We start from the raw sequence: 24,693 nt of genomic DNA, 5'->3' as shown, positions 1-24,693 counted from the left end.
CATGTTTAGTGATGTTCACGGCGGCGCTGTGCGTGACGCGGGTCAACGCCGCGGTCACCAAAACCACCTGGCCGGATGCGGCGGCCATGCAGTTTGTTTTCGTGGAAAACAACTCGGACGATAACTTCTTTGTCACCCCGGGCGGCGCGCTAGACCCGCGAATGACCGGGGCTAACCGCTGGACCGGCCTGAAATATAACGGCTCGGGCACCATTTATCAGCAGAGCCTGGGCTATATCGACAATGGCTATAACACCGGCCTGATTGCCAACTGGAAGTTTGATATGTGGTTTGATAACTCCCCCACATCTCATCCGTTACAGGGGCTGCGCTGTATCAACTGGTATGCGGGCTGCGACATGGCCACCAGCCTGATTCAGCCGCAAACTACCGACGCCAGCGGTTTCTATGGCGCGACGGTGACATCCGGCGGACAAAAGTGGATGCACGGCATGATGTCCGATGCTTTCTACCAGTATCTGCAGCAGATGTCGGTGGGCAGCAGTTTCTCGATGACCATCAACTCCTGTCAGACTTCGGTGAACTATGACGCTACCAGCGGCGCGCGCTGTAAAGATCAGGCTTCAGGAAGCTGGTACGTGCGCAAAGTCACCCATACCAAAGCGGCAAACCTGAAGCTGATTAACACCCATGCGCTGGCGGAAGTCTTTATCAACAGCGACGGGGTCCCGACGCTGGGCGAGGGGAACGCCGACTGCCGCACCCAGACTATCGGCTCCCGTTCCGGTCTGAGCTGCAAAATGGTGAACTACAATTTGCAGCATAATGGCCTGAGTAATACCTCAATTCATATTTTTCCGGCAATCAGCAACTCGGCGCTGGCTTCCGCGGTCGGAAGTTATGATATGCAGTTCAGCCTGGATGGGAATTCATGGAAGCCGGTGAGCGGCATCTCCCAGTACTATACGTTTAATGAGATGAAATCATCTGACTCGGTTTACGTCTTTTTCTCGAGCAACTTTTTTAAGCAGATGGTCACGCTGGGCATCAGCGACGTGAACACTAAAGACCTGTTTAATTTCCGTTTCTATAACACCACCTCGCCGGAGTCAGGCTGGTACGAGTTTTCGACCTCCAACACCCTGATTATTAAACCGCGCGACTTCAGCATCAGCATTATTTCCGATGAGTACACCTCGGCGCCGACGCGCGAAGGCTACGTGGGCAGCGGCGAGCCGTCGCTGGACTTTGGCTATATTGTCACCACCAGCGGCAAAACCGCCGCCGATGAAGTGCTCATTAAAGTGACCGGGCCAACGCAGGCGATCGGCGGACGTTCATACTGTATTTTTAGTTCACCCGACGGCACGTCGAGAGTACCGTTCCCGGCGACGCTGGCGTTTACCACCCAGACCGGGACCATCAAAACCTACGATGCCGGATGCGATGATACCTGGCGCGATATGACCGACGCCCTGTGGTTAACCACGCCGTGGACGGATATTTCCGGCGACGTCGGTCAGATGGACAAAACGACGGTAACGTTTTCCATTCCGATGGATAACCCGATATCGCTGCGCACGGTGGAAGATAACGGCTGGTTTGGTGAAGTGAGTGCTTCAGGAGAAATTCATGTTCAGGCGACGTGGCGTAACATTAACTAATTTGCTGCGGATGCTTATCTGCCTGCTGTCGCTCGGCTTCGCGACCGCGGCGCAGGCCATCTCGGTGGGTAATTTAACTTTCTCGCTGGCGGCGGAAGATAACTTCGCGTCTAAACGGGTAATTAATAACAATAAAAGCGCCCGGTTGTATCGGGTTTCTATTGTCGCTATCGACCGCCCCGGCGGCAAAGAGGTGCGTTCTCGCCCGGCGGACGGCGAGCTGCTGTTTGCCCCGCGTCAGCTTACCCTGCAGGCGGGGGAGAGCGAGTATTTTAAGTTTTACTACCACGGCCCGAAAGATGACCGTGAGCGCTATTACCGGGTCTCCTTTCGTGAAATACCCACCCGCAATTACGTGATGCGCAATAAAAGCGGTACCGAGGTGAGTATGGATCCGGTGGTGGTGATGGACACGATTCTGGTTGTGCGCCCGCGCGAGGTACGGTTCAAGTGGGCCTACGATCGGGCGGCGGGCACCGTCAGCAATACCGGGAATACCTGGTTTAAGCTGCTGATCAAGCCCGGGTGCGATACGACGGAAGAGGAAGGGGATGCATGGTATTTACGGCCCGGGGACGTTGTTCGCCAGGCCTCGCTGCGCCAACCGGGGAACCACTACATCATCTATAACGATAAATTTATAAAAATGACCAAAGACTGCCCGGTGAACTAACCGGGCAGCTTTTTTCGCGCTTCGTCGCTAAACCGTACGCCCGGCATAGCGGCGGTTCGCCAGCAGGCTCAGGCCGCAGCACAGCAGATAATAAACCGCGCCGGTAAAGACAAATATCGCCAGCGGGTAAATCTGCACCCGATTATTGACCTGCCCGGCGACGGTGGTCAGTTCCGGCACGTTGACGATAAACGCCAGCGACGTGTCTTTGAGCAGCCCGATAAATATCCCTACCAGCGAGGGCTGAACGTTGCGCAGAGCCTGCGGCAGCAGAATAAGGCGCAGCGTCTGTCCGGGGGCAAAACCCTGGGTCAGCGCCGCTTCGTACTGCCCGCGGGGCAGCGATTGCAGGCCCGCCAGCACCGAGTGCATCACCGACGCGGCGGTAAACCACGCCAGCGCCACCGTGACGGTTACCGCGCCCGGCAGGTCGCTGCCGGTGAGCATGGGGAGCAGATACCACAGCCAGAAAATGACGAAGATCAGCGGGATGCCGCGAATAATCTCCGCCCACAGGAAGAGCAGCCGCCGCACGATCCCGTCGTAGCGCCAGGCGATGGCCGCCAGCAGCACGCCCCCCGGCAGCGCCAGCGCGGCGGCGCCGATAGCCATCAGCAGCGTCAGCACCACGCCGCCGGGAATACCGTCCGCCAGCCGTCCCCACAGCAGATAATCGAGGTTATCAACGATAACCGCCAGGTTAGCGTTCATAGCCGGCTCTCCTTTGCTGATCCCTTCCCGGACCGAGACGCGTCAGCGCCACGCCCATGAGCACTCCAAGCGCCAGATACAGCGCGGTGCCGACGGCAAACGCCTCCAGCGCATGCGCGTTGTAGCTCTCGATTTGCCGCACCTGATAGGTCAGTTCGGCGAAGCCGATACCGCTCGCCAGCGAGGAGAGCTTCATCAGGTTCAGATACTGGCCGATAATCGGCTGCCAGGCGTTAGCCAGCCCCTGCGGCAGCAGAATGTGGCGCAGCTCCTGCCACGGCGTAAACCCCTGCGACAGCGCCGCTTCCCGCTGGCCGTGGCTAACGGCGCGCAGCCCGGAGGCGATCTCTTCGATCAGAAACGCCGAAGTAAAGACCCCGAGTCCCCACATTGAGCAGAGAAACTCCGGCGTCAGCCACCAGACGTTGCCCGGCAGAATCGACCAGCTGTGGTCGTCGTTGATAAAATCTCGCGCCCCCAGCGGCAGCAGATTCCAGGCGGCAAAATACCAGAACAGCAGCTGGACCAGCAGCGGCGTATTGCGGAACAGCGATACCCAGGCCGCCACCAGCCAGCGTCCGGGCCGGCCGCCCCCGAGACGCAGCGCTAGCAGCAGGATAGCCAGCACGGTCGCCAGAATCATCCCGGCGACGCTGACCCAGACGGTGGTGAGAAAGCCGGAGATTATCCATTGCAGCGGCTGTCCGCTCAGCACGCCATGCCAGTCAAGATGCGGGATCACGCCTCACTCTCCTGGTGCAGCGGGTCGAGCACCTTCTGCAGGAAACGGCGGGTGCGGGCGTGCTGCGGCCGGGCGAAAAACTCGGCCGGCGGCGCGACTTCGAGAATATCGCCGCCGTCGATAAACACCACCCGATCGGCAATCTCGCGGGCGAACTGCATCTCGTGGGTCACCACCACCATGGTGATCCCGCTGTGGGCGAGGGTTTTCATGACCTGCAGCACTTCGCCGATCATCTCCGGGTCCAGCGCCGATGTGGGTTCATCGAACAGAATGATCTGCGGCGAGGAGGCGAGGGCGCGGGCGATCGCCACCCGCTGCTGCTGACCGCCCGAGAGCTGGGCAGGCATCTGCCGGGCTTTATCCGCCAGGCCAACCTGGCTGAGCAGCGCCAGCGAGCGCTCGCGGGCGGCGCTTTTGCTCCAGCCGTGAACGCGTTCCAGCGCGAGGGTAATATTCTCCTGCGCCGTCAGGTGGGCGTAGAGATTAAACTGCTGAAAAACGAAGCCGACCCGGCTGCGCAGCTGGCGCAGGGCGCTGCCGGTAAGCTGGCGCGTCGGTTTGCCGTCGATCAGAATCTCGCCGCCGCTAAGGGATTCCAGCTGATTGATCAGGCGGATCAGGGTTGATTTGCCCGATCCCGAAGGGCCGAGGATCGCCACTACTTCGCCGGGTTCAACCTGTAAATTTACGCCGTTCAGCACCCGATGGTCGCCGTAGCTTTTGGCGACATCGCGAAACTCAATGCTGGCGCGCTGCAGATGCGAAAAATCCGCGGACGATGCCGCGGAGCGTGAAAATAGAGCCGATAACATCATCTTTCTCTGCTTATTTCGCTTCGATAGTAAAGGCGCGCGGCTGCGGGGTTTTGGTGCTCGGGCCAAACCAGACGTCGTAAATTTTGGCCGCTTCACCGGATTTCTCCAGCTTGACCAGCTCGTCATTGACCGCTTTCAGCAGGGCCGGTTCGCCTTTCTTCACGCCGACGCCAATCTCTTCTTTGCTCAGCAGGTCGGGGATGATTTTGAAGTTCGCCTTGTCCGGCGCTTCCGCCAGCAGTCCGGCGAGGATGGTGCTGTCCTGAGTGATGGCCTGCACGTTGCCGTTGCGCAGGGCGGTCAGCGCCAGCGGAATATCGTCATAAGAGAGCACGCGCGACTGCGGGAAACGCTGATGCAGCGCCTGTTCGCCGGTGGTGCCTTTTACCGCGCCGATGCGCGCTTTGCTGTAATCATCGAGCTTATCCGGCGATTTTGCCGGGACGAGGAACTGCTGGCCGGTCACGAAGTAAGGCGTTGAGAAATCAATCACCTGGGCGCGTTCCGGGGTGATGGTGATATCGGCGACGATCAGGTCGGCCTTACCGGATTGCAGCAGCGGAATGCGGTTGGCCGGGTTGGTGGCGACCAGCTCCAGCTTGACGCCGAGCGATTTTGCCAGCGCTTCGGCGAAGTCCACGTCGTAGCCGACGATTTTATGCGTTTTCGGGTCTACCGAGCCGAACGGCGGGTTGGCGTCGAAGGTGGCGACTTTGACCACGCCGGCGGCTTTGATATCGGCTAGTTGATCGGCCTGAGCCTGCGCGGCGAGCACCAGCATGCCCAGCGCCAGCGCGATTTTTGTTTTTGCAATGCGCATTGTTATTCCCCTGAATCCCTGTTTTGTTTTGTGTTTATCACGCTCCCACAAATCGCCCGTCGGCGGCAAAGAAGAAAAAGTTCTTATCTATAACGAAAAAGAACTTAACAAAGTTGTGGATATTGTTTACCCGGCTCTGTGCTACCAAACTGGGGAGACATTCCGTCAGCTATTGGTATCTTTCTGAAACCACAAGACTCGCAGCGATGCCCTGGTGCCCGCTGAAATCGGCGAACCGGAGGTCGGAAGACAAGGGCTGGCCGCCAGGGATGGCGGCCAGAGGCGAATCGAGACAGTGATGTCGAGTTGAGCCGACCGCAGGCTGAGGACCGGGAGGTGAGCGCAGTGCGCAGCACCGATTTCTTTGCGGGACCGCGGGGATTGTAAAGGGGGAGACGGTTTTCTCCCCCTTTACCCGTTCACGGGTAGCGGTGAGGCATTTTCTGCAGATTGCGAGTGAACGGAACCCTTGCGCATAGAATTACAAATCAGGCTCCGGCAAACGCTGCGGGTCCTTCCCAGCCTGCGCTGCGCTTGGCTGGGCTACGGGGCCTCAGTCGTCTGGGGTCGTGTAGCCCGGATAAGACGTTTACGTCGCAATCCGGGAAAGGCCCCAATATGCATCCCACAGAATTACAAATCCGGAATTGATATTTCCCGTCCGTCGTCAACTGTGGTTGAAATAGACACAGGCAAAAATGCTTCCCGACGGAGGAGAAAAATGAAAGTGGCGCTGTGGCAACGCATAACGGGCTGGCTGGCTTCTTTATCTGGATCCGGCGGTGAAGCCGGTCAGCAGGATACCCAACGCATCATGGAGGCAATATTACCGGTCGCCAGTCTCTACGGAATTGAGCTCGGCAACGTTGAAACAAGGTGGTTTCGCCATGATAAAACATACTGAGCGGCGCAGGACGCGTGAAGCCTACTGGAACGAGGTGTGCTTTGTGTAGCGCGAGGCTGTTTGCGGTTGCGGCGACGCAGGAAGCGAAGCCGCAGCCCTGAACAGCTTTATCCCCCCAGATACATCCGTTTGATTTCCGGATTCGCCAGCACCTCCGGTGCCGGACCAGAGAGCATAATCTTCCCATTCTCCAGCACATAGGCGCGATCGGCGATGGTCAACGCCGCCGTGGCGTTCTGCTCTACCAGCAGCACGGTAATATTCTCTTCCCGCAGCTGCTTAATCGTCGCAAACAGCTCCCCGACAATTTTCGGCGCCAGGCCGAGGCTTGGCTCATCGAGCATCAGCAGTACCGGCTCGCTCATCAACGCTCTGGCGATCGCCAGCATCTGCTGCTCGCCGCCGCTCATGGTTCCCGCCATCTGGCTGCGCCGCTCTTTCAGCCGGGGAAACAGGCTGTACATGCGATCGCGCAGGCGGGTAAAGCCAGCGAGATTGTTGTAGGCCCCCATGCGCAGATTTTCTTCGATGGTCAGGTTGGTAAAGATGCGCCGTCCTTCTGGCACCAGCGCCAGCCCCTTACGCACAATCTGATGCGTCTGGCTGCGGGAAATATCCTCGTTGAGAAAATTGACCCGCCCCGTGGAGCGCACCAGGTTGACAATCCCGTTGAGGGTGGAGGTTTTCCCGGCACCGTTGCTGCCGATAAGGGTCACAATCTCCCGGTCGTGAATATCAATGTCCACCCCTTTCAGCCCCTGAATCACGCCGTAAAACACTTTTAACTCGCGCGCGCTAAGCATAACGAACGTCCCCCAGGTAGGCGGAAATCACGTCCGGATCCTGAATGGCTTCGGACATCAGGCCGCTAAACAGCGGTTTGCCGTACTCCAGCACCATCACCCGCTCGCACAGCTTGTTGACGAACGGCATATCGTGCTCGATCAGCAGTACGCTGAGCTGATAATCGTTACGCATGCGGAAGATCAGATCCGCCAGATCCTCCGTCTCTTTCGGGTTCATCCCGGCGGCGGGCTCGTCGAGCAGCAGCAATTTTGGCGACGTCGCCAGCGCGCGGGCGATCTCCACCTTGCGCTGGTTGCCGTAGCTGAGGTTGGTGGCCTGCACGTCGGCGAAATGGGCGATACCGATATCGTCCAGAATCGCCATCGCTTTGGCCTTTGCCGCCCGCTCGGCGGGGAAGTAGCGGCCAATATGCAGCGCCGCTTCCAGCAGCGAATAGCGGCTGGCGCTGTCGAGGCCGACCATCACGTTTTCTAATACCGTCATCGAGTTGAACAGGCGGATATTCTGAAAGGTGCGGGCAATCCCGGCGTTGACCACCCGGTTCGGCTTCAGCCCCTTCAGCGACTTTCCCGCCAGGGTCACGCTGCCGCTGGTCGGCTTATAGTTGGCGGTGATGACGTTGAACATCGTGGTTTTGCCCGCGCCGTTGGGGCCAATCAGGCCAAAAATTTCCGCCTCGTCGACGTGGAAACTGACGCTGTCGATGGCCCGCAGGCCGCCGAACTGCATGGTCACGTCCTGCACCTGTAAAATGACCTTATTTTGCGCCATAGCCGCGGCCCCTTTTGCCCACTTGCCAAATCTCTTTTTTGCCCAGCAGACCTTCGCGGGCGAACAGCATGATGATCAGCAGCAGCAGCGAGAACACCACCATCCGCAGGCCCGGATACGCGCCGAGATCGTGACCGAGGAACTGGAGCGGCTGATCGAGAAAGCGCAGCCACTCGCCGCTGCCGACCACCAGTACGGTGCCGAGCAGCGCGCCGGTGGTGCTGCCCAGGCCGCCGAGCACGATAATAATCAGCAGCTGGAAGGTGAGCATAAAGTCGAACAGGCCCGGCGAGATGGTGGTCAGCAGCGAGGCCAGCAGGCCGCCGCCGATCCCTTCGAAGAAGGCGCTGGTGGCGAAGGCGCAGGTTTTAATGCGAAACGTGTTCACGCCCATGGCGATAGCGGCGTCTTCGTCGTCGCGCACCGCTTTCATCATTCGCCCGTACTTCGACCACACCAGCTGCAAAATCATCCCGGTCGCCAGCAGGGCGAACAGCCCGCACCAGAACAGGAGATGCGGCTGCTGCGGAATATCGTTGAGGCCAATGGCGCCGTTGGTGATCTGCGGATTGTTGATAGCGAGGATTTTAATGATAAAGCCGAAGCCGAGGGTCACAATCGCCAGGTAGTCGCCGCGCACGCGGAAGACCGGCAGGGCAAGGCAAACCGCCAGCGCCGCCGCGCACAGGCCGCTAATGAGCAGCGCGGGCAGGAACCCGGCGTGCAGCACGAGGATCCACGGGCTGGGCGAGGCCATCTCAAACATATCCAGCTTGCTGTCGCTGGGGAGGATCAGCAGGGCGGTGACGTAAGCGCCGACCGCCACAAAGCCGTTGGGCTCCAGCGACAGCTGGCCGGTCACGCCGTTGATCAGGTTATAGCTGACCGCGAGGATCATAAAGACGAAAATGGTGCTGATGACGCGAATAATGTAGTCGTTGAAGACGACGTTGATCCCGGCCAGCAGCGCGACGCAGAGAGCAATAATGACCAGGTTGCGCAGCTGCGCCCCGGCGGTAGTCGTAGCGTTGAGCATCAGAAACGGCTCCTTTCCAGACGTTCATCGCCCATAATGCCAACCGGGCGGAACAAGAGGACCAGAATCAAGAACATAAAGGCAAAGGCGTCTTTGTAACCGCCCAGCTCGGGAAACAGAGCGACCGCCACCACCTCGGTAAAGCCGAGAATAAAGCCGCCGAGCACCGCGCCGGTGACGCTGCCGATTCCGCCGAGCACCGCGGCGGCGAAGGCCTTCAGGCCGATCAGCACGCCCATCAGCGGGTCGATGGTCGGGTAGCTGATGGAGTAGAACACCCCGCCCAGCGCCGCGAGGCTGCTGCCGAGGGCGAACACCAGCGAGATAATGCGGTTGGCGTCGATGCCCATCAGGCGCACGGTATTAACGTCGAAGGCCACCGCGCGGATCGCCATCCCGTAGCGGGTGCGGTACAGCAGCCAGAGGATCGCCAGCAGCAGCAGGACGGTGATCAGCGGCACGATCCACGCCACGTTGGTGATAATCACGTCACCAAAGGCGCGGGTGTTGTTGAAAAATTCCGGTGCGGAAAAGAAGCGCGAGCTGCCGCCAAACAGCACGTTGAACAGGTTTTCGAGGAAGAAGCTGACGCCGATGGCGGTGATCAGCATGGAGATTTTTGATGCCTGACGCAGCGGGCGATAGGCCACCCGGTCGATCAGCATGCCGAACAGGCCGCACAGCGCGAGGGTCAGGAAAACGGCTACCCCGAAGGGTAGCCCAATGGAAGAAAACAAAAACAGGGTGGTAAACGCCCCGACCATCATTACGTCCGCATGGGCGAAGTTGATCAGGCGCAGCACCCCATAAACCATCGTATAACCGATGGCAATCAGGGCGTACATGCCCCCAAGGCTCATTCCATTGACCACTTGCTGGAGAAAAATGGCACCATCCATCTGATATCCCTTATAAAACCTTAAGGATTAACCACGGTACGAAACGCCAGCTTGCCATCCTTCACTTCGTTGATGACCGCGCTGCGGATAGCGTCGCCGTTTTGTAACGTCAGCGTGCCGGTTACGCCCTGGAAGTCCTTAGTGGCGCGAATTTTTTCGTTAACGCAAACCCGGTCGTGCGGGTCGCTGCACTGGTTCATGGCGTTGATAATGACGTTATAGGCGTCCGCCGCCATCGCGCCCCAGGTGTGGGTCGGCTGCTGGTATTTGGCTTCCCAGGCTTTGATAAACACCTCGCCCGCCGGCGTTTGCTCTTTGGCGTTCGGCGAGTAGTAGTCGGTGGTCATATAGCCGTTGACCGCGTCTTTGCCGACGTCAAAAAAGACCTGATCCGCCGCCAGCCCGTCGCCGCCGACCACCGGCTTGCTCAGCCCCAGCTGCTTCGCCTGTACGGCGATCAGCGCCCCTTCGGTGTAGTAGATCGGCATATAGATCATGTCGACGTTCTTCGCCTTCACGCTGGCCAGCTGGGCCTTAAAGTCTTTGCTGCCGCCGGGAGCCTGAACTTCGATAGGAATGGTGCCGCCGTTTTTCAGGAACTGCGTGCGAAAGGCCTTCGCCAGGCCGACGGAGTAGTCGTTGCTGCTGTCGAAGACGATGGCGGCGGTTTTGGCTTTCAGATCGCGCGAGGCGAGGTTAGCGCCGACCACGCCCTGGAAGCTGTCGGAGAAGCAGACCCGGCTGACGTAAGGGTGGTTGCGGGTAACGCGGTCGTTGGTCGCGGTTGAGGAGACCAGCGGCGTTTTGCTGTCGTCGGCGATTTTGGTCATCGCCAGGGTATTGGAGGAGGTGACTTCGCCGATCACCGCATCGACTTTATCGCTGGAAACCAGGCGCTGCATGGCGTTAGCGGCTTCGACCTTATCGCTCTTATCGTCGATCACGATAAGCTTCACGGTGTCGCCGTTTTTTAACGTCGGCGTAATGCTCTGGATAATATCCAGCCCTTTTTGCGAAGGCTGACCGTAGCCGCTCAGCGCGCCGCTCAGCGGTAAGACCACGCCGATTTTAATTTCAGCCGCCTGCGCGCTGCTGGCACCGACCCACGCGGCAACCAGCGTGGCCATTAAAGACGCTTTCCCGGAAAACTTGTTCATTGTTACCTCACCGTCGGTCGATTATTTATCTTTAACCATCAATGACTGCATAACATTGAGACATAATTCGCCAGCGTATCCGGCGAATTATTGGCTGTTATGTTGAATAGATAACGAGATATATTTGGTATGCGGATTTACCTTACAACGTCCGTTTCGTTTTTACTCATGCAATATTCTTATTACCTCCAGGAGAGGGCATAAGGCTGATGAAAATACTGTTTTTGGTACGGTTAACGCATTTTGCCAGGTGGCGGCTGACGCCTTACCCGGCCTGGAAAGCCCGCAATTTCAGCGCGCACCCGAATATAATATTCAGGTGCGCCCGATAATATTAAAAATCTATTCTGCTGCCCGCGTGACTTATTATTTTAAATGGCTCAACGGTTTTATTTTTCCATGCAGCGCCGGATTATCGCTTTCGTCTTTCAGGCGCACTCCGGTAAGCCGCCGCAAAAAGGCCTGCTCGAGTAGCCAGGCCAGTTTAAATGCGGCGGCATCAAAGCTCAGTCCTTCCGGACGGATATTAGAAATACAGTTGCGCTCCGACTCCAGCCGCTGACGATGCGGCTGCCAGGTTAAATACACCCCGAGGCTATCCGGCGAGGAGAGCCCGGGCCTTTCGCCAATCAATATCGCCACCGCTCTGGCCTTCAGCGTTTCGCCTATATCATCGCCCAGCGCGACCCGCGACTGGTGCGCCAGCACCACCGGGGCCAGGCTCAGGCCGAGGGTTTTCAGATAGGGCAGCAGGGCGCGAATCAGCGGCACCGCCTGGCGCTGCACGGCGTACGACGACAGCCCGTCGCCAATCACCAGCAGCAGGTCGGCGGGGCGCGCGCCGCTGGCGGCGAGGTCGGCGCGGCTCTCTTCGTTCAGCTGTCGCCCCAGATCCGGGCGATTCAGATAGACATGGCGATCGCTGGCGGCGCTGCGGACGGTCAGCGTCGACAGCCCCAGCTCCGCCAGCGGCTGGACTAACTGGTCGCTGGCGAAAGGCTGGTGAATGGCATCGCGCGCCCGGGCGTGGGCGAGGCCGAAATTCAGCACTTCGCGGGTCGGCAGGCTGGCGCCGCTGCGCCCCAGCGCAATCCGCGCATCGGTAAATTCACGCAGCGGGTTCCAGGCGTCGGGAGGATTCATACCGGTTCTCCTTGCGGCAGGACGGAAAGCAGCGGATGGCGGGCATCGGTCAGACGCAGCGCGCCGTGACGGTCAATAATCTGCATCTTCGTCAGCCAGTCGGCGAACTCAGGCGCATGCTGTAAACCCAGCAGTCGGCGGGCGTAAAGGGCATCGTGGAACGAGGTGCTTTGGTAGTTGAGCATAATATCGTCAGCCCCCGGAACGCCGATCAAAAAGGTCAGCCCGGCCGCGCAGAGCAGCGTCAGCAGGGTATCCATATCGTCCTGATCCGCTTCGGCGTGATTGGTGTAGCAAACGTCGCAGCCGATGGGCAGCCCCATCAGCTTGCCGCAGAAGTGATCTTCCAGCCCGGCGCGGATAATCTGCTTACCATCGTACAGATACTCCGGGCCGATAAAGCCCACCACCGTATTGACCAGCAGCGGCTCAAAATGGCGGGCGACGGCATAGGCCCGGGCTTCGCAGGTCTGCTGATCAACGCCGTGGTGGGCGTTGGCGGAAAGACAGCTGCCCTGGCCGGTTTCAAAATACATCACGTTGTTGCCCAGCGTGCCGCGGTTCAGGCTAAGCGCCGCTTCCCGCGCTTCCTGCAGCAGCGCCAGATTAATGCCGAAACCGCTGTTGGCGGCTTCGGTACCGGCCACCGACTGGAACACCAGATCCACCGGCGCGCCGCGCTCAATCAGCTGCAGGGTGTTGGTGACGTGGGTCAAAATGCACGACTGGGTGGGGATGGCGAAGCGCTGAATAATATCGTCAAGCATATGGTTCAGCTGCGCCAGCACCGGCAGGCTGTCGCTGGCCGGATTGATGCCGATCACCGCGTCCCCGGCGCCGTACAGCAGGCCGTCGAGCATGCTGGCGGCGATGCCTTTCATATCATCGGTCGGGTGATTAGGCTGCAGGCGCACGCTCAGGCGCCCCGGCAGGCCGATGGTATTGCGAAAACGGGTGACGACCCGGCATTTGCTAGCGGCGAGGATCAGATCCTGATTGCGCATCAGCTTGCTGACCGCGGCAGCCATCTCCGGGGTTATCGCGCGGGCGACCTGGCGCAGCGCCGCTTCATCGGTGGCGTCGTCGAGCAGCCAGTCGCGAAAATCGCCGACCGTAAGATGGCGAATCGCCGCGAAGCCCCGGGCGTCGTGGGTATCGAGGATCAGCCGGGTCACCTCATCCTGCTCGTAGGGAATCAGCGGATTATCGAGAATCTCCGTGAGCGGAACCTCCGCCAGCGCCATTTTTGCCGCCATCCGCTCTTCGGCGGAGCCGGCGATAACGCCCGCCAGCGCGTCGCCGGAACGCGCAGGAGAGGCCTTCGCCATCAAGGTTTTCAGACTATCAAAGCGCCATACCTGGCCCGATAGCGTAGTTTTATACATGTGTCGCCTCCTCAGGAGACCGTACGCAGCTGCGGATCCACCGCCGCGCGCTGGCGGGCCGCTGCGGTCTTGCGAAACCACAGGTAGCCGCCGAGCATCATGGCGGCGAAAATCAGCGCCAGCAGCGTGTTGTACCAGACCATCGCCACCAGGCAGAGTACCGCCATGGCCAGCGCGAAGGCCGGCGCCCACGGATAGAGCGGTGCGCGGAACGGTCGAATCAGCTTCGGCTCGCTGCGGCGCAGTTTAAACAGCGCCGCCATCGAGGTGATATACATAACAATAGCGCCAAATACCGACATCGTGACGATACAGGCGGTCAGCGGCATCCCGCTAATGGTGATCAGCGAATCGGAGAAAATGGCGGCGATGCCCACCACGCCCCCGGCGAGGATCGCCAGATGCGGCGTGCGGGTGCGGCGGTTCAGCGTCGCCAGGCTGGCGGGGAGATAGCCCGCGCGCGCCAGCGAGTAAATCTGCCGCGAGTAGCCCATGATAATCCCGTGGAACGAGGCCACCAGGCCGAAGAGCCCCAGCCACACCAGCATATGCAGCCAGCCGCTGCTGTTGCCGACCACCATTTTCATCGCCTGCGGCAGCGGGTCGTTAATATTGGCCAGGGTTCGCCAGTCGCCCACGCCGCCGGCAAAAATCATCACGCCAATCGCCAGCACGGTCAGGGTCAGGATGCCGCCGCCCAGCGCCCGGGGAATGGTGCGCTGCGGATCCTTCGCCTCTTCGGCGGCCATCGATGCGCCTTCAATCGCCAGAAAGAACCAGATAGCGAACGGGATGGCGGCAAACATCCCCGGCAGCGCCAGGCCGCTGAAGCTCTCCGCGCCCGCCCAGCCGTTAGCAGTAAAGTGGCTCCAGGAGAAGCCCGGCGCGACAACGCCCATAAACACCAGCAGTTCGAAAATCGCTAATAACGTCACCACCAGCTCAAAGGTCGCGGCGATACCCACGCCGAGAATATTCAGCGTCATAAAGATGATGTAGGCGCTGCAGGCCACCCATTTGGGGTCGAGCGCCGGAAACTGCACGTTAAGATAGGCGCCGATGGCCATGGCGATGGCGGGCGGGGCGAAGACGAATTCAATCAGGGTCGCGAAGCCGGCGATAAACCCGCCGGTCGGGCCAAAGGCGCGGTAGGCGTAGGCAAAAGGCCCGCCCGCATGCGGAATGGCGGTGGTCAGCTCGGTAAAGCTAAAAATAAAGGCGCAGTACATCGCGGCGATGGCCAGCGCGACGATCATAAAGCCCAGCGTCCCGGCCTGGGACCAGCCGTAGCTCCAGCCAAAATACTCTCCGGAAATAACCAGCCCAACGGCGATCCCCCATAAGCGGAAACTGCCGAGCGTTCTTTTTAGCGTTGTGGTTTGCTCTGTCATGTTCGTTGCCTCGCCAGATAAAGATATCGGGAGGGTTGCAAAGAGAATGCCAGGGCATACCACCGATAAACGCGGCGGTTTACGCCAACGAGGATCAAAAAAGGTGCAGACCGCGCCCGGCGGGAGAGTCGCGGTGGTGCAGCTGCCCGCAAATGTGGCGTTACTGGTGCATGAGGGCGCCAGCGTCTTTTTTGCGCCATCGCGCCAGGCCGCTTTGCAATTTGGCGATAGGCGGGGTATAAGGAATCTCTTATCTGGATGTTTAGATGTCTATACGCCCATGAGGTCAAATGCAAACAACACAACAACAAGGTGGGCAGCTTAAGCGCACCATGAAGACCCGCCACCTGATTATGCTGTCGCTGGGTGGCGTTATTGGCACAGGGCTATTTTTTAATACCGGCTATATCATCTCCACAACCGGAGCGGCGGGTACGCTGCTGGCCTATCTGATTGGCGCGCTGGTGGTCTGGCTGGTGATGCAGTGTCTGGGCGAACTCTCGGTGGCGATGCCGGAAACCGGGGCGTTTCACGTCTACGCCGCCCGCTATCTCGGCCCGGCGACCGGGTACACCGTCGCCTGGCTCTACTGGCTTACCTGGACCGTCGCGCTTGGCTCAAGCTTCACCGCCGCCGGATTCTGCATGCAGTACTGGTTCCCGCAGGTGCCGGTATGGGTCTGGTGCGTGGTGTTCTGCGCGGTGATTTTCGCCCTCAACGTTATCTCCACCCGCTTCTTTGCCGAAGGTGAATTCTGGTTCTCGCTGGTGAAGGTGGTCACCATTATTGCCTTTATTATTCTCGGCGGGGCGGCGATCTTCGGCATCATTCCGATGCAGGATGGCTCCCCGGCGCCGGGGCTGCGCAATATCACCGCCGAAGGCTGGTTCCCGCACGGCGGTCTGCCGATCCTGATGACCATGGTGGCGGTTAACTTCGCTTTCTCCGGCACCGAGCTTATCGGCATCGCGGCGGGGGAAACGGAGAATCCGCACAAAGTCATTCCGGTGGCCATTCGTACCACCATCGCCCGGCTGATTATCTTTTTTATCGGCACCGTCTTCGTGCTGGCGGCGCTGATCCCGATGCAGCAGGCGGGAGTCGAAAAAAGCCCGTTTGTGCTGGTGTTCGAAAAGGTGGGGATCCCTTACGCGGCGGATATCTTTAACTTTGTGATCCTGACGGCGATTCTATCGGCGGCCAACTCTGGCCTCTACGCCTCCGGGCGGATGCTGTGGTCGCTCTCCAATGAAAAAACGCTGCCGGCCTGTTTTACTAAATTAACCAAGAACGGCGTGCCGCTGACGGCGATTTCGGTCAGCATGCTTGGCGGCGTGCTGGCGCTCTTCTCCAGCGTCGTGGCCCCGGATACGGTGTTTGTCGCGCTGTCGGCGATTTCCGGCTTCGCGGTGGTGGCGGTATGGCTGAGCATCTGCGCCTCGCACTTTATGTTCCGCCGTCGCCATCTGCAGCAGGGGAAGGCGCTAAGCGAACTGCACTATCGCGCGCCGTGGTATCCGCTGGTGCCGGCGCTGGGATTTGTGCTTTGCCTGGTGGCCTGCGTGGGTCTGGCGTTTGACCCGAGTCAGAGGATTGCGCTGTGGTGCGGGATCCCGTTCGTGGCACTGTGTTATGGTGCGTATTATCTGACTCGTTCACGGAAACTCACCCAGGAGCCTCAACATGTTGCAGAATAATCCGTTAACCGCCCTCCTTGACGCAAAGCCCTTTATCCTGCTGGACGGCGCGATGGCGACGGAGCTGGAAGCGCGCGGCTGCAATCTTGCCGACAGCCTGTGGTCGGCGAAAGTGCTGGTCGACAACCCGGAGCTTATCCGCGAAGTTCACCTCGACTATTTCCGCGCCGGCGCGCAGGTGGCGATCACCGCCAGCTATCAGGCGACGCCGGCGGGCTTTGCCGCCCGCGGCCTCGATGAAGCGCAGTCGAAAGCGCTGATCGGCAAAAGCGTTGAGCTGGCCCGCAAGGCGCGGGAGGCGTATCTGGCGGAAAACCCGCAGGCGGGGGCGCTGCTGGTTGCCGGTTCGGTCGGGCCGTACGGCGCCTTCCTGGCGGACGGTTCGGAGTATCGCGGCGATTATGTCCGCAGCCGTGAGGAATTTCAGGCGTTTCATCGTCCGCGCGTGGAAGCGCTGCTCGACGCCGGGGCCGATCTGCTGGCCTGCGAAACGATGCCGAATTTCGCCGAGATGAAGGCGCTGGCGGAGCTGCTGACCGCCTATCCGCGCGCGCGGGCGTGGTTCTCGTTTACCCTGCGCGATGCGCAGCATCTCAGCGACGGCACGCCGCTGCGGGAAGTGATTGGGGTGCTGGCAAACTATCCGCAGGTGGTGGCGCTGGGCATTAACTGTATCGCGCTTGAAAACACCACCGCCGCGCTGGCGCATCTGCATAGCCTGACGGCTCTGCCGCTGGTGGTTTATCCTAATTCCGGTGAGCACTATGACGCGGTATCCAAGACCTGGCATCACCACGGCGAAGCCTGTGCAACGCTGGCGGAATATTTACCCCAGTGGCTGGCGGCGGGGGCGAAGCTGATTGGCGGCTGCTGCCGCACGACGCCGAAGGATATTGCCGAACTGAACGCCCGGCGTTGAGTTTGCGCCGGGTGGCGGCTGATGCCTTACCCGGCCGACAACGTGCACGAATCGTAGGCCGGGTAAGCGTAAGCGCTACCCGGCATCAATCATCCGGCATCCGCTAACACAAACATCCCGTACGGGTGGATTTCGAGATAGTAATGCTCGCCGACGTCCGGCTGCAGCCGCGTCGCGTTCACCTGCAGCAAAATTTCCTGCCCGTGCCACTCTACCGTCACCTCGTACTGTGGCCCCATATAGGCCACGTGGCGAATCGTGCAGCGCTGGCTCTCCTCGCCGCGATCGCTCAGGGTGATCGCCTCCGGGCGGACGCCGACGCTGCCCTCGCCGTGGGCGGCAAAATGCGGCGGCCTCGGCAGCCGATAGCCATAAATATCGACGAACCCCTCGCTGAAGGCGGCCGGGAACAGGTTGGCATCGCCCATAAAGCTCGCCATAAAGCGCGACGCGGGCTGGCGGTAAAGATCCTGCGGCGAGCCGATCTGCATGATATGCCCCTTATTCATCACCAGCACGGTATCGGAAACCGCAAAGGCTTCACTCTGATCGTGGGTCACGTACAGCGAGGTGATATCAAACTGCTTTTGCAGTTCGCGGATCTTATCGCGCATGCTGCGCCGCAGGTTGGCGTCGAGGTTGCTTAAGGGCTCATCAAACAGCAGCACCTTTGGCTTGAGGATCAGGGCGCGCGCCAGCGCTACGCGCTGCTGCTGGCCGCCGGAGATCTGATCGACATAGCGGTCTTCGAAGCCCTCCAGATCCACCATCGCCAGCGCCTCCTTCACCCGCGCTTTCACATCGCTGCGCGACGCGCCGAGCATCTTCAGACCGTAGCCGACGTTGTCCCCCAGCGACATATGCGGAAACAGGGCGTAAGACTGAAACACCATACAGATGTCGCGCTGCTGAATGGAGCGATGGGTCACGTCTTCGCCATCGATGAAAATCTGCCCTTCGCTCGGTTTTTCCAGCCCGGCGACCAGGCGCAGAATGGTGGTCTTACCGCAGCCGGAAGGGCCGAGCAGGGTCACCATTTGCCCCTGCGGGATGGTGAGATTGATATTGTCGATAACCGTGTTGCTGCCGAATAGCTTGGTGACGTTGCGCAGTTCAACAAAATTTTTCTGACTCATAGTGCGCTCCATTACGCCTGGTTTTTGGCTTTTGACCGGGAGATACGCGCTTCCCCGATCAGCCAGTCAAAGATAAAAATAATCGCCAGCATCACTACGATCAGAATCGATCCGTAGGCGATCGCCACGCCGTATTCGCCGTCTTCCACCCGGTTGAGGATATAGGCGGTAGCGACGCGGGTGTCCGGCGTCACGAGGAACACAATGGCGCTGACGGTGGTAATGGCGCGCACAAAGCTGTAGATCAGCGCCGAGAGGATCGCCGGGCGCAGCAGCGGCAGCAGGATATGCGTAATGGTGCGCAGGGAACCCGCGCGCAGGCTGAGCGACGCTTCGTCCAGCGATTTGTCGATCTGGCCTAAACCGGCAATGCCCGCCCGGATGCCCACCGGCACGTTACGCATCACCATCGAGATAATCACAATCGCCGCCGTTCCGGTGAGGTACACCGGCGCGCTGTTAAAGGCGAGAATATAGGAGACGCCCGCCACGGTGCCCGGCACCGCGAAGCACAGCATGGTGGTGAACTCGATGGTCTTTTTGCCTTTAAACTGCTGACGCACCACGATCCAGGCGATCAGCAGGCCGAAGGCGGCGGTGATCGGCGCGGCGATCCCGGCGTAGAGCAGGGTATCGAGCAGCGAAGGCCAGGCGCCGTCGCTCATCCCCTGGCCGAACAGCTTGATAAAGTTATCCAGCGTCAGGGTGTAATCCACGCCCCAGTTAACGGTAAAGCTGCCGTAGAAAATGCTGCCGTAGAGCAGGGCGTTGAAGGCGATCCACACCGCCAGAATGGCGATCACGCTCCACACCAGGGTCACCGGCAGCGGCTGCACGTCGCCGCGATAGGACTTACCGGAAACCGTGACGTACGAGCGCTTGCCGATCCACATATACTGAATGCAGAACACCAGCAGCGAGAACAGCAGCAGGAACGCGCCCAGGGTACTGGCGGCCTGATAATCGAGCTGCGAACCGGTGATATAGAAGTAGATTTGCGTCGCCAGCACGTCGAAGTTGCCGCCGAGCACCAGCGGGTTGCTGAAGTCGGCCAGCGACTGGACGATGACAATTAAAAACGCGTTCGCCAGCGCCGGTTTCAGCAGCGGGACGAAGACGCCGTTAAAGGTCTGCCAGCGGCTGGCGCGCAGGGTGTACGACGCCTCCTCCAGCGACGGATGAATGGTCTTAATCGCGCCGTCGAGGATCATAAACGCCATCGGGGTGAACGCCAGCACCTGCGCCAGCCAGATGCCGGTAAATCCGTACAGCCAGTTGGTGTTGGTTAAGCCGAACCAGTCGACCATCAGTTCGGTGACGTAGCCGGAACGGCCCATCATCAGGGTAACGCCGAGGCCGACGACAAACGGCGGGGTGACGATCGGCAGAATCGAGAAAATGCGGCCGATAATCGCGCTGCGCTTGGCGATGCGAGTGGTGTAAATCGCCAGCACCAGACCAAAGAAGGTGCAGCCGATGCCTACCGCAATCGACAGGGCGATGGAGTTGAGGATCACCTGGACAATATGCGCCTGCGACAGCACGGCCATAAACGCCAGCGGGGCAAACTCGCCGGCGTCGTTGGTGAACATCGGGATAAAAATGGCGATGCTCGGCCAGACGATAAAGACGCCGATTAACGCCACGATGGTGACCAGCGAACCAATCACAAAGCGGTCGCCGCCCAGCCATTCCAGGCGGGTGAGCGCCAGGGTCATGATGGCCCCCAGCGCGACAAACAGCACGAGGGTGGCGTAGCCTAACCCGCGGCCTTCCACGGTGGCGCTGACGACAATAAACGCCATACATAAAAATGCCCAGCCGGCGTCGAGGTAGTGGCGGCTGCGCTGCTCCCGGCTGGCTTCCTGCCATGGACGAATCAGCAGCAGGCTCGGCAGGAGATACCACAGCCAGCTGATATTGAACTGTGACCAGCCGTAGGCCGCGAGAATTTCATCTTGCGTGGACTCCAGCAGACCGTAATCCAGGCTCCAGCTCGGCAGCAGGGCGAACGCCAGCCAGCCGAATAAAACCCAAAGGAATATCGCATCCCGCTTTTTCACGGGATGGAGTGCAAGTGTGTGTGACATAAGTTTTCCGGTGTCGTAGGCCGGGTAGGGCGTTGATGCCGCCACCCGGCAAATGAACGCAGTGCGGGCTTATTTACCCATCTTCACTTCGCTAACCCATTTATTGATGAGCGCTTTACGCACGTCCGTTGAGCCGTATTTATCCATGTCGTAGTTGATAAGCTTCAGGTCGTCGAGCTTCAGCGAGTTCGGCGAAGTTTCGGCGCTGGTGTTGGTCAGGATCTGATAGGACTTGCCTTTCTTCCACGCCAGCTCCTGGGCCTCTTTCGACAGCACCCAGTCGACGAACAGTTTGGCGTTGTCGAGGTTGCGCGCGCCCTTCAGAATGCTCACGCCGCCAATTTCGTAGCCGGTGCCTTCGCACGGCGAGATCAGCTCCAGCGGCGCGCCCTGTTCTTTTTCCAGCGAATAGTCGTGCAGGAAGCCGATGCCGATGGCCGTTTCACCGCGGGCGGCGTTGCGCGCCGGGGCGATACCGGATTTCGTGTACTGGGAGACGTTAGCGTTGAGCTGTTTAAGATAATCGAAAGCCTGATCGTCTCCCCACAGCTGGGCGAAGGTCGCCAGCGCGGTGTAGGCGGTGCCGGAGCTCTGCGGGTCGGCAATCTGGATTTCGCCTTTGTATTCCGGTTTGGTCAGATCCTTCCAGCATTTTGGCACCGGCAGGTTTTTCTCTTTCAGGCGCTGGGTGTTCACGCCGAAGCCGAGAATGCCGACGTACACCGCCGAGGAGTAGTTGCCTTTCAGCTTCGCCGGATCGCGGAACTGCTCCATCACCTGCGTAAGATTCGGCGATTTATAGGGCTGCAGCAGGCCCATTTCGCCGGCCTGGGACTGCGGGTCGAGGGTGCCGCCGTACCAGACATCCGCCTGCGGGTTTTTCTTCTCGGCATCGACCTTCGCCAGCGTGCTGCCGGAGCCGTTGCGAATAAACGAGGTTTTTACGTCATATTTTTCGCCGAAGGCTTTAGTTTCCGCCTCACACATTTCGTTGGTGGCGCTGCAATAGACCACCAGGCGACCTTTGGCATGCGCCGCGCCGCTTAACGTCGCCAGCGCAATGCCGGAAGCAATCAGGGTAGTGACCAGCGTTTTTTTCATTATTTTATCCTTTGAGCAGCAGAGGTAGTAATGCTCGCCATCAGCAGCGGCATCAGCAATAAACCCATCAGAACTGCGGCGACCGAGAGTAAACTGAACATCCCCGACCAGCCGTAGCGTTCAATGACCAGCGACAGAGGCCAGCCCGCCAGCGCTGCCCCCAGATAGGCGAACAGGCCGAGAAACCCGCTGATGGAACCCGCCGCCGCTTTGTGTCCACACTCCACCGCCGCGAGGCCAATCAGCATTTGCGGGCCAAAAACGAAGAAGCCCACCGTAAAGAAACAAACCGCCAGCAGCGCGTAGTGGTGTACCGGCGCCAGCCAGAGCGCGGCGACGGAGACCATCAGCCCCAGCGTGAACAGTAAAATCATCGGCGCCCGCTGGCCGCTGAACAGCAGATCCGAACCCCATCCGGCGAACAGCGCGCCGAGCAGGCCGCCCGCTTCAAACAGCATCACCGTGGCGTTGGCGCTGAGCAGATTGACGCCGTGGCTCTCCGTCAGCCAGATGTTGCCCCAGTCGTTGAGCGCGATGCGGATCAGGTAGACCAGCACATAAGAGACGCCCAGCAGCCAGATCATCGGGTTCTTCAGCATCGTGGTACGCAGCATCTGCCACAGCCCCATCGGCGGGCTTTGCCGCTCCTGGCGCAGCTCCAACGGGTCGTTACGCCAGGCGCCCACCGACGGCAATCCCTCTTCGCGGGGCGTTCCTTTCAGGTGCAGCGTTAACCAGATGCCTGATGCCATGCTGATCATCCCCGGTGCCAGCATCGCCGCCTGCCAGCCCCACCAATGGGCGGCAAAGGCGCTAATCAGCGGGATAATCGCCCCGCCGATGTTGATCGACATATTCCAGCAGCCCCACCAGAAGCCGCGTTCGTTGCGCGAGTACCAGTGGGTTAGCAGGCGGGCGCAGGGAGGCCAGCCCCAGCCCTGAAAAAATCCGTTCAGCGTCCAGACCGCCAGCAGCAGCGTCAGCGACTCGCCGAAGGCGAAAACCACGTTCAGCAGACCGGTGGCGAACAGTCCCGCGCCCATAAACCAGCGCTGCCCGTGGCTGTCGTGCCACAGCCCGGCGGTAAACTTCGACAGGCCGTAGGTCAGGTAAAACAGCGATCCCAGCAGGCCGATATCGCCTTTATCCAGGCCCAGATCCGTTTGCAGCGCCGGCAATACGTAGTTGACGCTTTTGCGCGTCAGGTAAAACGCCGCATACCCGATGACCATGTACATCAGCAGCTGCGGACGCAGCGTCCTGTAACGTTGATTAATGTCGGTTGCTGAGCGCATAGCCGTCTCCGTTTTGCTGACTATATGAAAGTGAAATCGAAAGGGGATGAGAGAAAGTCCGGAGTGACTAAGACTTTTTCCTGGTTAGCCGGCTGTTTGTTGCAAATTTGTGGGCAAGTTAACAATTACGCGTGTGCCGCGCTGCGACTCCAGCGTCAGCTCTCCGCCCAGGGCGCTGACCCGCTCACGCATGCCCTGAATGCCGAAGCCGGCCATTTTGTCGGGGCTGATGCCGATACCGTTGTCCTTCACCTCCAGGCGCAGCAGCGTCCCCTGCTGATACAGGGCAATGGCGACCTCGCTGGCGTCGGCGTGCTTACAGACGTTATTAAGCAGCTCCTGCAGCAGCCGATAGAGGGTGAAGCGCACCGTTTCGCTCTCCGGCGTGGCGGTGAGCCGGTAGTCAAAGCGGCAGCGGATACCGCGCTCGGCAAAGGCAAACTCATTGAGCAAATGGTGCAGCGCCTCTTTAAACGACAGCTCATCGAGGGCCGGCGGGCGCAGCTGGCGCAGCAGCTGGCGGGTGGAGTGGTGAATACGCCGGGCGAGATCGTTAATCTGGCTGGCGGCGGCCTGGGTTTGTGCCGGATCGCGCGCCCGCTTCACCAGCTGCGACTGGATCTGAATGGCGGTAATATTCTGGCCGATTTCGTCGTGCAGCTCGCGCGCCAGGCTTTTGCGCGTATCCTCTTCGGTATGGATCAGCTTTTCGGCCAGCGCCCGCCGGGCCGCCAGCTCCGCCTCCAGCCGCTGGCGATAGTGGTGCAGGTTTTGCGCCAGGTGCTGCTGGCGACTGATGGCAATGCCCAGCCCGATGCCGAGCAGCGCCTGGGTGGCCAGAAAAATCTCCAGCTCCACCAGGTTGCTGAATCCAACGCCAACCTGGCGGGCGATGGTGATCATCATGCTACCCAGCAGGCCGGAAAGGACGCCGCCCTGCCAGCCGAACTTCCACGCCATCACCACGTTGGGCAGAAACACCACAATTAACAGCAGGCGCTCGATTTCCGGCGACAGTACCATCTGGGTGCCGATGCCGATGATAAAGAACAGGCTGCACCAGATGATCAGCGAGGTGCGCAGCGGTGGATTATTGGTATCCAGCCCCAGTAGATGGTAGCGGTGCTGCTGGCGCAGGAATTCAAAAATCAGATAGACAAACGGCGTCAGCAGCACCCCGCCGGTAAACGAGGCCAGGCCGAGCATCATCGCCGGGCTTTTCACAAACGGCGAGAGCAGGGCGGTGTTGAGCAGCGCGCTGGCGGTAACCGTAGCCAGCAGCAGCGTCAGCCGCTGCCAGTAAAGGGGAAAGCGGTGCCAGAACTGTTGGGCGATGCCGGCGGGAAGCAGGCCGATCAACGGCGCGGCCAGCAGAATATAGCCGTTCAGCAGCTGTTCGCCGTGCAGCCAGAGCAGCATCAGCACCGGAGGCAGCACCAGCGCGGGCCAGTAGCGGCGCGAAAGCAGGATTAGCAGCGCCAGATAGACGCCGTGCGGCAGGAACAGCGCCGCCTGCTGGCCGTTCAGCAGCTGTTCGCCGTGCAGCCAGAGCAGCATCAGCACCGGAGGCAGC

23 protein-coding genes are annotated in these 24,693 nt (G+C 60.0%); 6 read left to right on the top strand and 17 right to left on the bottom strand.

Annotated elements, in window-relative coordinates; translation table 11 throughout:
• The first annotated feature begins 11 nt into the window (after positions 1 to 11).
• Entirely contained in the window at positions 12 to 1,625 is a 1,614-nt protein-coding gene (ecpD, locus tag SIK97_RS06670; RefSeq protein ID WP_227507194.1) for a fimbrial adhesin EcpD, read from the top strand.
• Positions 1,594 to 2,298: a molecular chaperone gene (locus tag SIK97_RS06665; protein WP_014837540.1), complete on the top strand. Its 705-nt coding sequence runs from the start codon at positions 1,594 to 1,596 to the stop codon at positions 2,296 to 2,298. Before ecpD ends, SIK97_RS06665 begins: the two co-directional genes overlap by 32 nt.
• Before the next feature lie 27 nt (positions 2,299 to 2,325).
• Here the strand turns inward: SIK97_RS06665 and SIK97_RS06660 are convergent, their stop codons facing one another.
• The 4 genes from SIK97_RS06660 to SIK97_RS06645 are packed head-to-tail and all read right to left on the bottom strand — an operon-like array spanning position 2,326 to position 5,389.
• Positions 2,326 to 3,009 carry an amino acid ABC transporter permease gene (locus SIK97_RS06660; protein ID WP_014837541.1) on the bottom strand — a complete coding sequence of 228 codons (684 nt, stop codon included), beginning with the start codon at positions 3,007 to 3,009 and terminating at the stop codon, positions 2,326 to 2,328.
• Positions 2,999 to 3,751 carry an amino acid ABC transporter permease gene (locus SIK97_RS06655; protein WP_004848103.1) on the bottom strand — a complete coding sequence of 251 codons (753 nt, stop codon included), beginning with the start codon at positions 3,749 to 3,751 and terminating at the stop codon, positions 2,999 to 3,001. Before SIK97_RS06655 ends, SIK97_RS06660 begins: the two co-directional genes overlap by 11 nt.
• Positions 3,748 to 4,566 (bottom strand): amino acid ABC transporter ATP-binding protein, encoded by an 819-nt coding sequence (locus SIK97_RS06650; protein WP_014837542.1) that lies wholly within the window; start codon positions 4,564 to 4,566, stop codon positions 3,748 to 3,750. Before SIK97_RS06650 ends, SIK97_RS06655 begins: the two co-directional genes overlap by 4 nt.
• A gap of 13 nt (positions 4,567 to 4,579) precedes the next feature.
• Entirely contained in the window at positions 4,580 to 5,389 is an 810-nt protein-coding gene (locus SIK97_RS06645) for an ABC transporter substrate-binding protein (protein ID WP_004099328.1), read from the bottom strand.
• A 721-nt stretch (positions 5,390 to 6,110) separates the two neighbouring features.
• Between SIK97_RS06645 and SIK97_RS06640 the strand changes: the two genes are divergently transcribed.
• Positions 6,111 to 6,293, top strand: coding sequence for a hypothetical protein (locus SIK97_RS06640; protein ID WP_004129481.1), 183 nt, complete (start codon positions 6,111 to 6,113; stop codon positions 6,291 to 6,293).
• Positions 6,294 to 6,400: 107 nt separating this feature from the next.
• Here the strand turns inward: SIK97_RS06640 and SIK97_RS06635 are convergent, their stop codons facing one another.
• From SIK97_RS06635 to SIK97_RS06615, 5 genes are read right to left on the bottom strand one after another with little or no spacing between them, the layout of a single operon-like run.
• Entirely contained in the window at positions 6,401 to 7,096 is a 696-nt protein-coding gene (locus tag SIK97_RS06635) for an ABC transporter ATP-binding protein (RefSeq protein ID WP_004848112.1), read from the bottom strand.
• Positions 7,089 to 7,871: an ABC transporter ATP-binding protein gene (locus SIK97_RS06630; RefSeq protein ID WP_014228113.1), complete on the bottom strand. Its 783-nt coding sequence runs from the start codon at positions 7,869 to 7,871 to the stop codon at positions 7,089 to 7,091. The genes SIK97_RS06635 and SIK97_RS06630 overlap by 8 nt, the downstream gene beginning before the upstream one ends.
• A complete protein-coding gene (locus tag SIK97_RS06625; protein ID WP_057173912.1) occupies positions 7,858 to 8,907 on the bottom strand; it encodes a branched-chain amino acid ABC transporter permease in 1,050 nt (349 codons plus the stop codon). The genes SIK97_RS06630 and SIK97_RS06625 overlap by 14 nt, the downstream gene beginning before the upstream one ends.
• Positions 8,907 to 9,806, bottom strand: a complete 900-nt coding sequence (locus tag SIK97_RS06620) for a branched-chain amino acid ABC transporter permease (protein ID WP_004099333.1) — start codon at positions 9,804 to 9,806, stop codon at positions 8,907 to 8,909. The genes SIK97_RS06625 and SIK97_RS06620 overlap by 1 nt, the downstream gene beginning before the upstream one ends.
• Positions 9,807 to 9,826: 20 nt before the next feature.
• On the bottom strand, positions 9,827 to 10,933 hold the full coding sequence (locus tag SIK97_RS06615) for an ABC transporter substrate-binding protein (protein WP_024359092.1): 1,107 nt from the start codon (positions 10,931 to 10,933) through the stop codon (positions 9,827 to 9,829).
• Here SIK97_RS06615 and SIK97_RS06610 point away from each other — a divergent pair.
• Complete coding sequence (locus tag SIK97_RS06610) at positions 10,926 to 11,069, top strand: hypothetical protein (RefSeq protein ID WP_162557331.1); 144 nt, start codon at positions 10,926 to 10,928, stop codon at positions 11,067 to 11,069. The two genes, SIK97_RS06615 and SIK97_RS06610, sit on opposite strands and share 8 nt — an antisense overlap.
• A 260-nt stretch (positions 11,070 to 11,329) precedes the next feature.
• On the opposite strand, the gene eutC is transcribed toward SIK97_RS06610, so the two are convergent.
• The 3 genes from eutC to eat are packed head-to-tail and all read right to left on the bottom strand — an operon-like array spanning position 11,330 to position 14,882.
• Entirely contained in the window at positions 11,330 to 12,106 is a 777-nt protein-coding gene (gene eutC / locus SIK97_RS06605; protein WP_032748163.1) for an ethanolamine ammonia-lyase subunit EutC, read from the bottom strand.
• Positions 12,103 to 13,491 (bottom strand): ethanolamine ammonia-lyase subunit EutB, encoded by a 1,389-nt coding sequence (locus tag SIK97_RS06600; protein ID WP_004133738.1) that lies wholly within the window; start codon positions 13,489 to 13,491, stop codon positions 12,103 to 12,105. The genes eutC and SIK97_RS06600 overlap by 4 nt, the downstream gene beginning before the upstream one ends.
• An 11-nt stretch (positions 13,492 to 13,502) precedes the next feature.
• Entirely contained in the window at positions 13,503 to 14,882 is a 1,380-nt protein-coding gene (gene eat, locus SIK97_RS06595; protein WP_032748166.1) for an ethanolamine permease, read from the bottom strand.
• 290 nt (positions 14,883 to 15,172) lie between these two features.
• On the opposite strand from eat, the gene mmuP reads away from it, so the two are divergent.
• Together mmuP and mmuM are read left to right on the top strand one after the other, a co-directional pair.
• Positions 15,173 to 16,579 (top strand): S-methylmethionine permease, encoded by a 1,407-nt coding sequence (gene mmuP, locus SIK97_RS06590; RefSeq protein ID WP_032748168.1) that lies wholly within the window; start codon positions 15,173 to 15,175, stop codon positions 16,577 to 16,579.
• Complete coding sequence (mmuM, locus tag SIK97_RS06585) at positions 16,566 to 17,498, top strand: homocysteine S-methyltransferase (protein ID WP_047724331.1); 933 nt, start codon at positions 16,566 to 16,568, stop codon at positions 17,496 to 17,498. Before mmuP ends, mmuM begins: the two co-directional genes overlap by 14 nt.
• Positions 17,499 to 17,587: 89 nt before the next feature.
• Here mmuM and fbpC read toward each other — a convergent pair whose 3' ends face one another.
• The 5 genes from fbpC to SIK97_RS06560 form a co-directional block, all read right to left on the bottom strand.
• Entirely contained in the window at positions 17,588 to 18,634 is a 1,047-nt protein-coding gene (gene fbpC / locus SIK97_RS06580) for a ferric ABC transporter ATP-binding protein (RefSeq protein WP_047724330.1), read from the bottom strand.
• Positions 18,635 to 18,645: 11 nt separating this feature from the next.
• A complete protein-coding gene (locus tag SIK97_RS06575) occupies positions 18,646 to 20,724 on the bottom strand; it encodes an ABC transporter permease (protein ID WP_047724329.1) in 2,079 nt (692 codons plus the stop codon).
• Positions 20,725 to 20,793: 69 nt separating this feature from the next.
• Positions 20,794 to 21,825 carry an ABC transporter substrate-binding protein gene (locus tag SIK97_RS06570; protein ID WP_025107206.1) on the bottom strand — a complete coding sequence of 344 codons (1,032 nt, stop codon included), beginning with the start codon at positions 21,823 to 21,825 and terminating at the stop codon, positions 20,794 to 20,796.
• Positions 21,825 to 23,144: an MFS transporter family glucose-6-phosphate receptor UhpC gene (uhpC, locus tag SIK97_RS06565; protein ID WP_223852531.1), complete on the bottom strand. Its 1,320-nt coding sequence runs from the start codon at positions 23,142 to 23,144 to the stop codon at positions 21,825 to 21,827. The genes SIK97_RS06570 and uhpC overlap by 1 nt, the downstream gene beginning before the upstream one ends.
• Positions 23,145 to 23,204: 60 nt before the next feature.
• Positions 23,205 to 24,692 carry an MASE1 domain-containing protein gene (locus tag SIK97_RS06560; RefSeq protein ID WP_319610928.1) on the bottom strand — a complete coding sequence of 496 codons (1,488 nt, stop codon included), beginning with the start codon at positions 24,690 to 24,692 and terminating at the stop codon, positions 23,205 to 23,207.
• Position 24,693: the final 1 nt, after the last annotated feature.

This window comes from Klebsiella sp. JN_Kp126, assembly GCF_033843325.1.
GTDB classification, from domain to species: domain Bacteria; phylum Pseudomonadota; class Gammaproteobacteria; order Enterobacterales; family Enterobacteriaceae; genus Klebsiella; species Klebsiella michiganensis.
The sequence above is the reverse complement of the archived record's forward strand: the minus strand, read 5'-3'. Positions and strand labels throughout refer to the sequence as shown.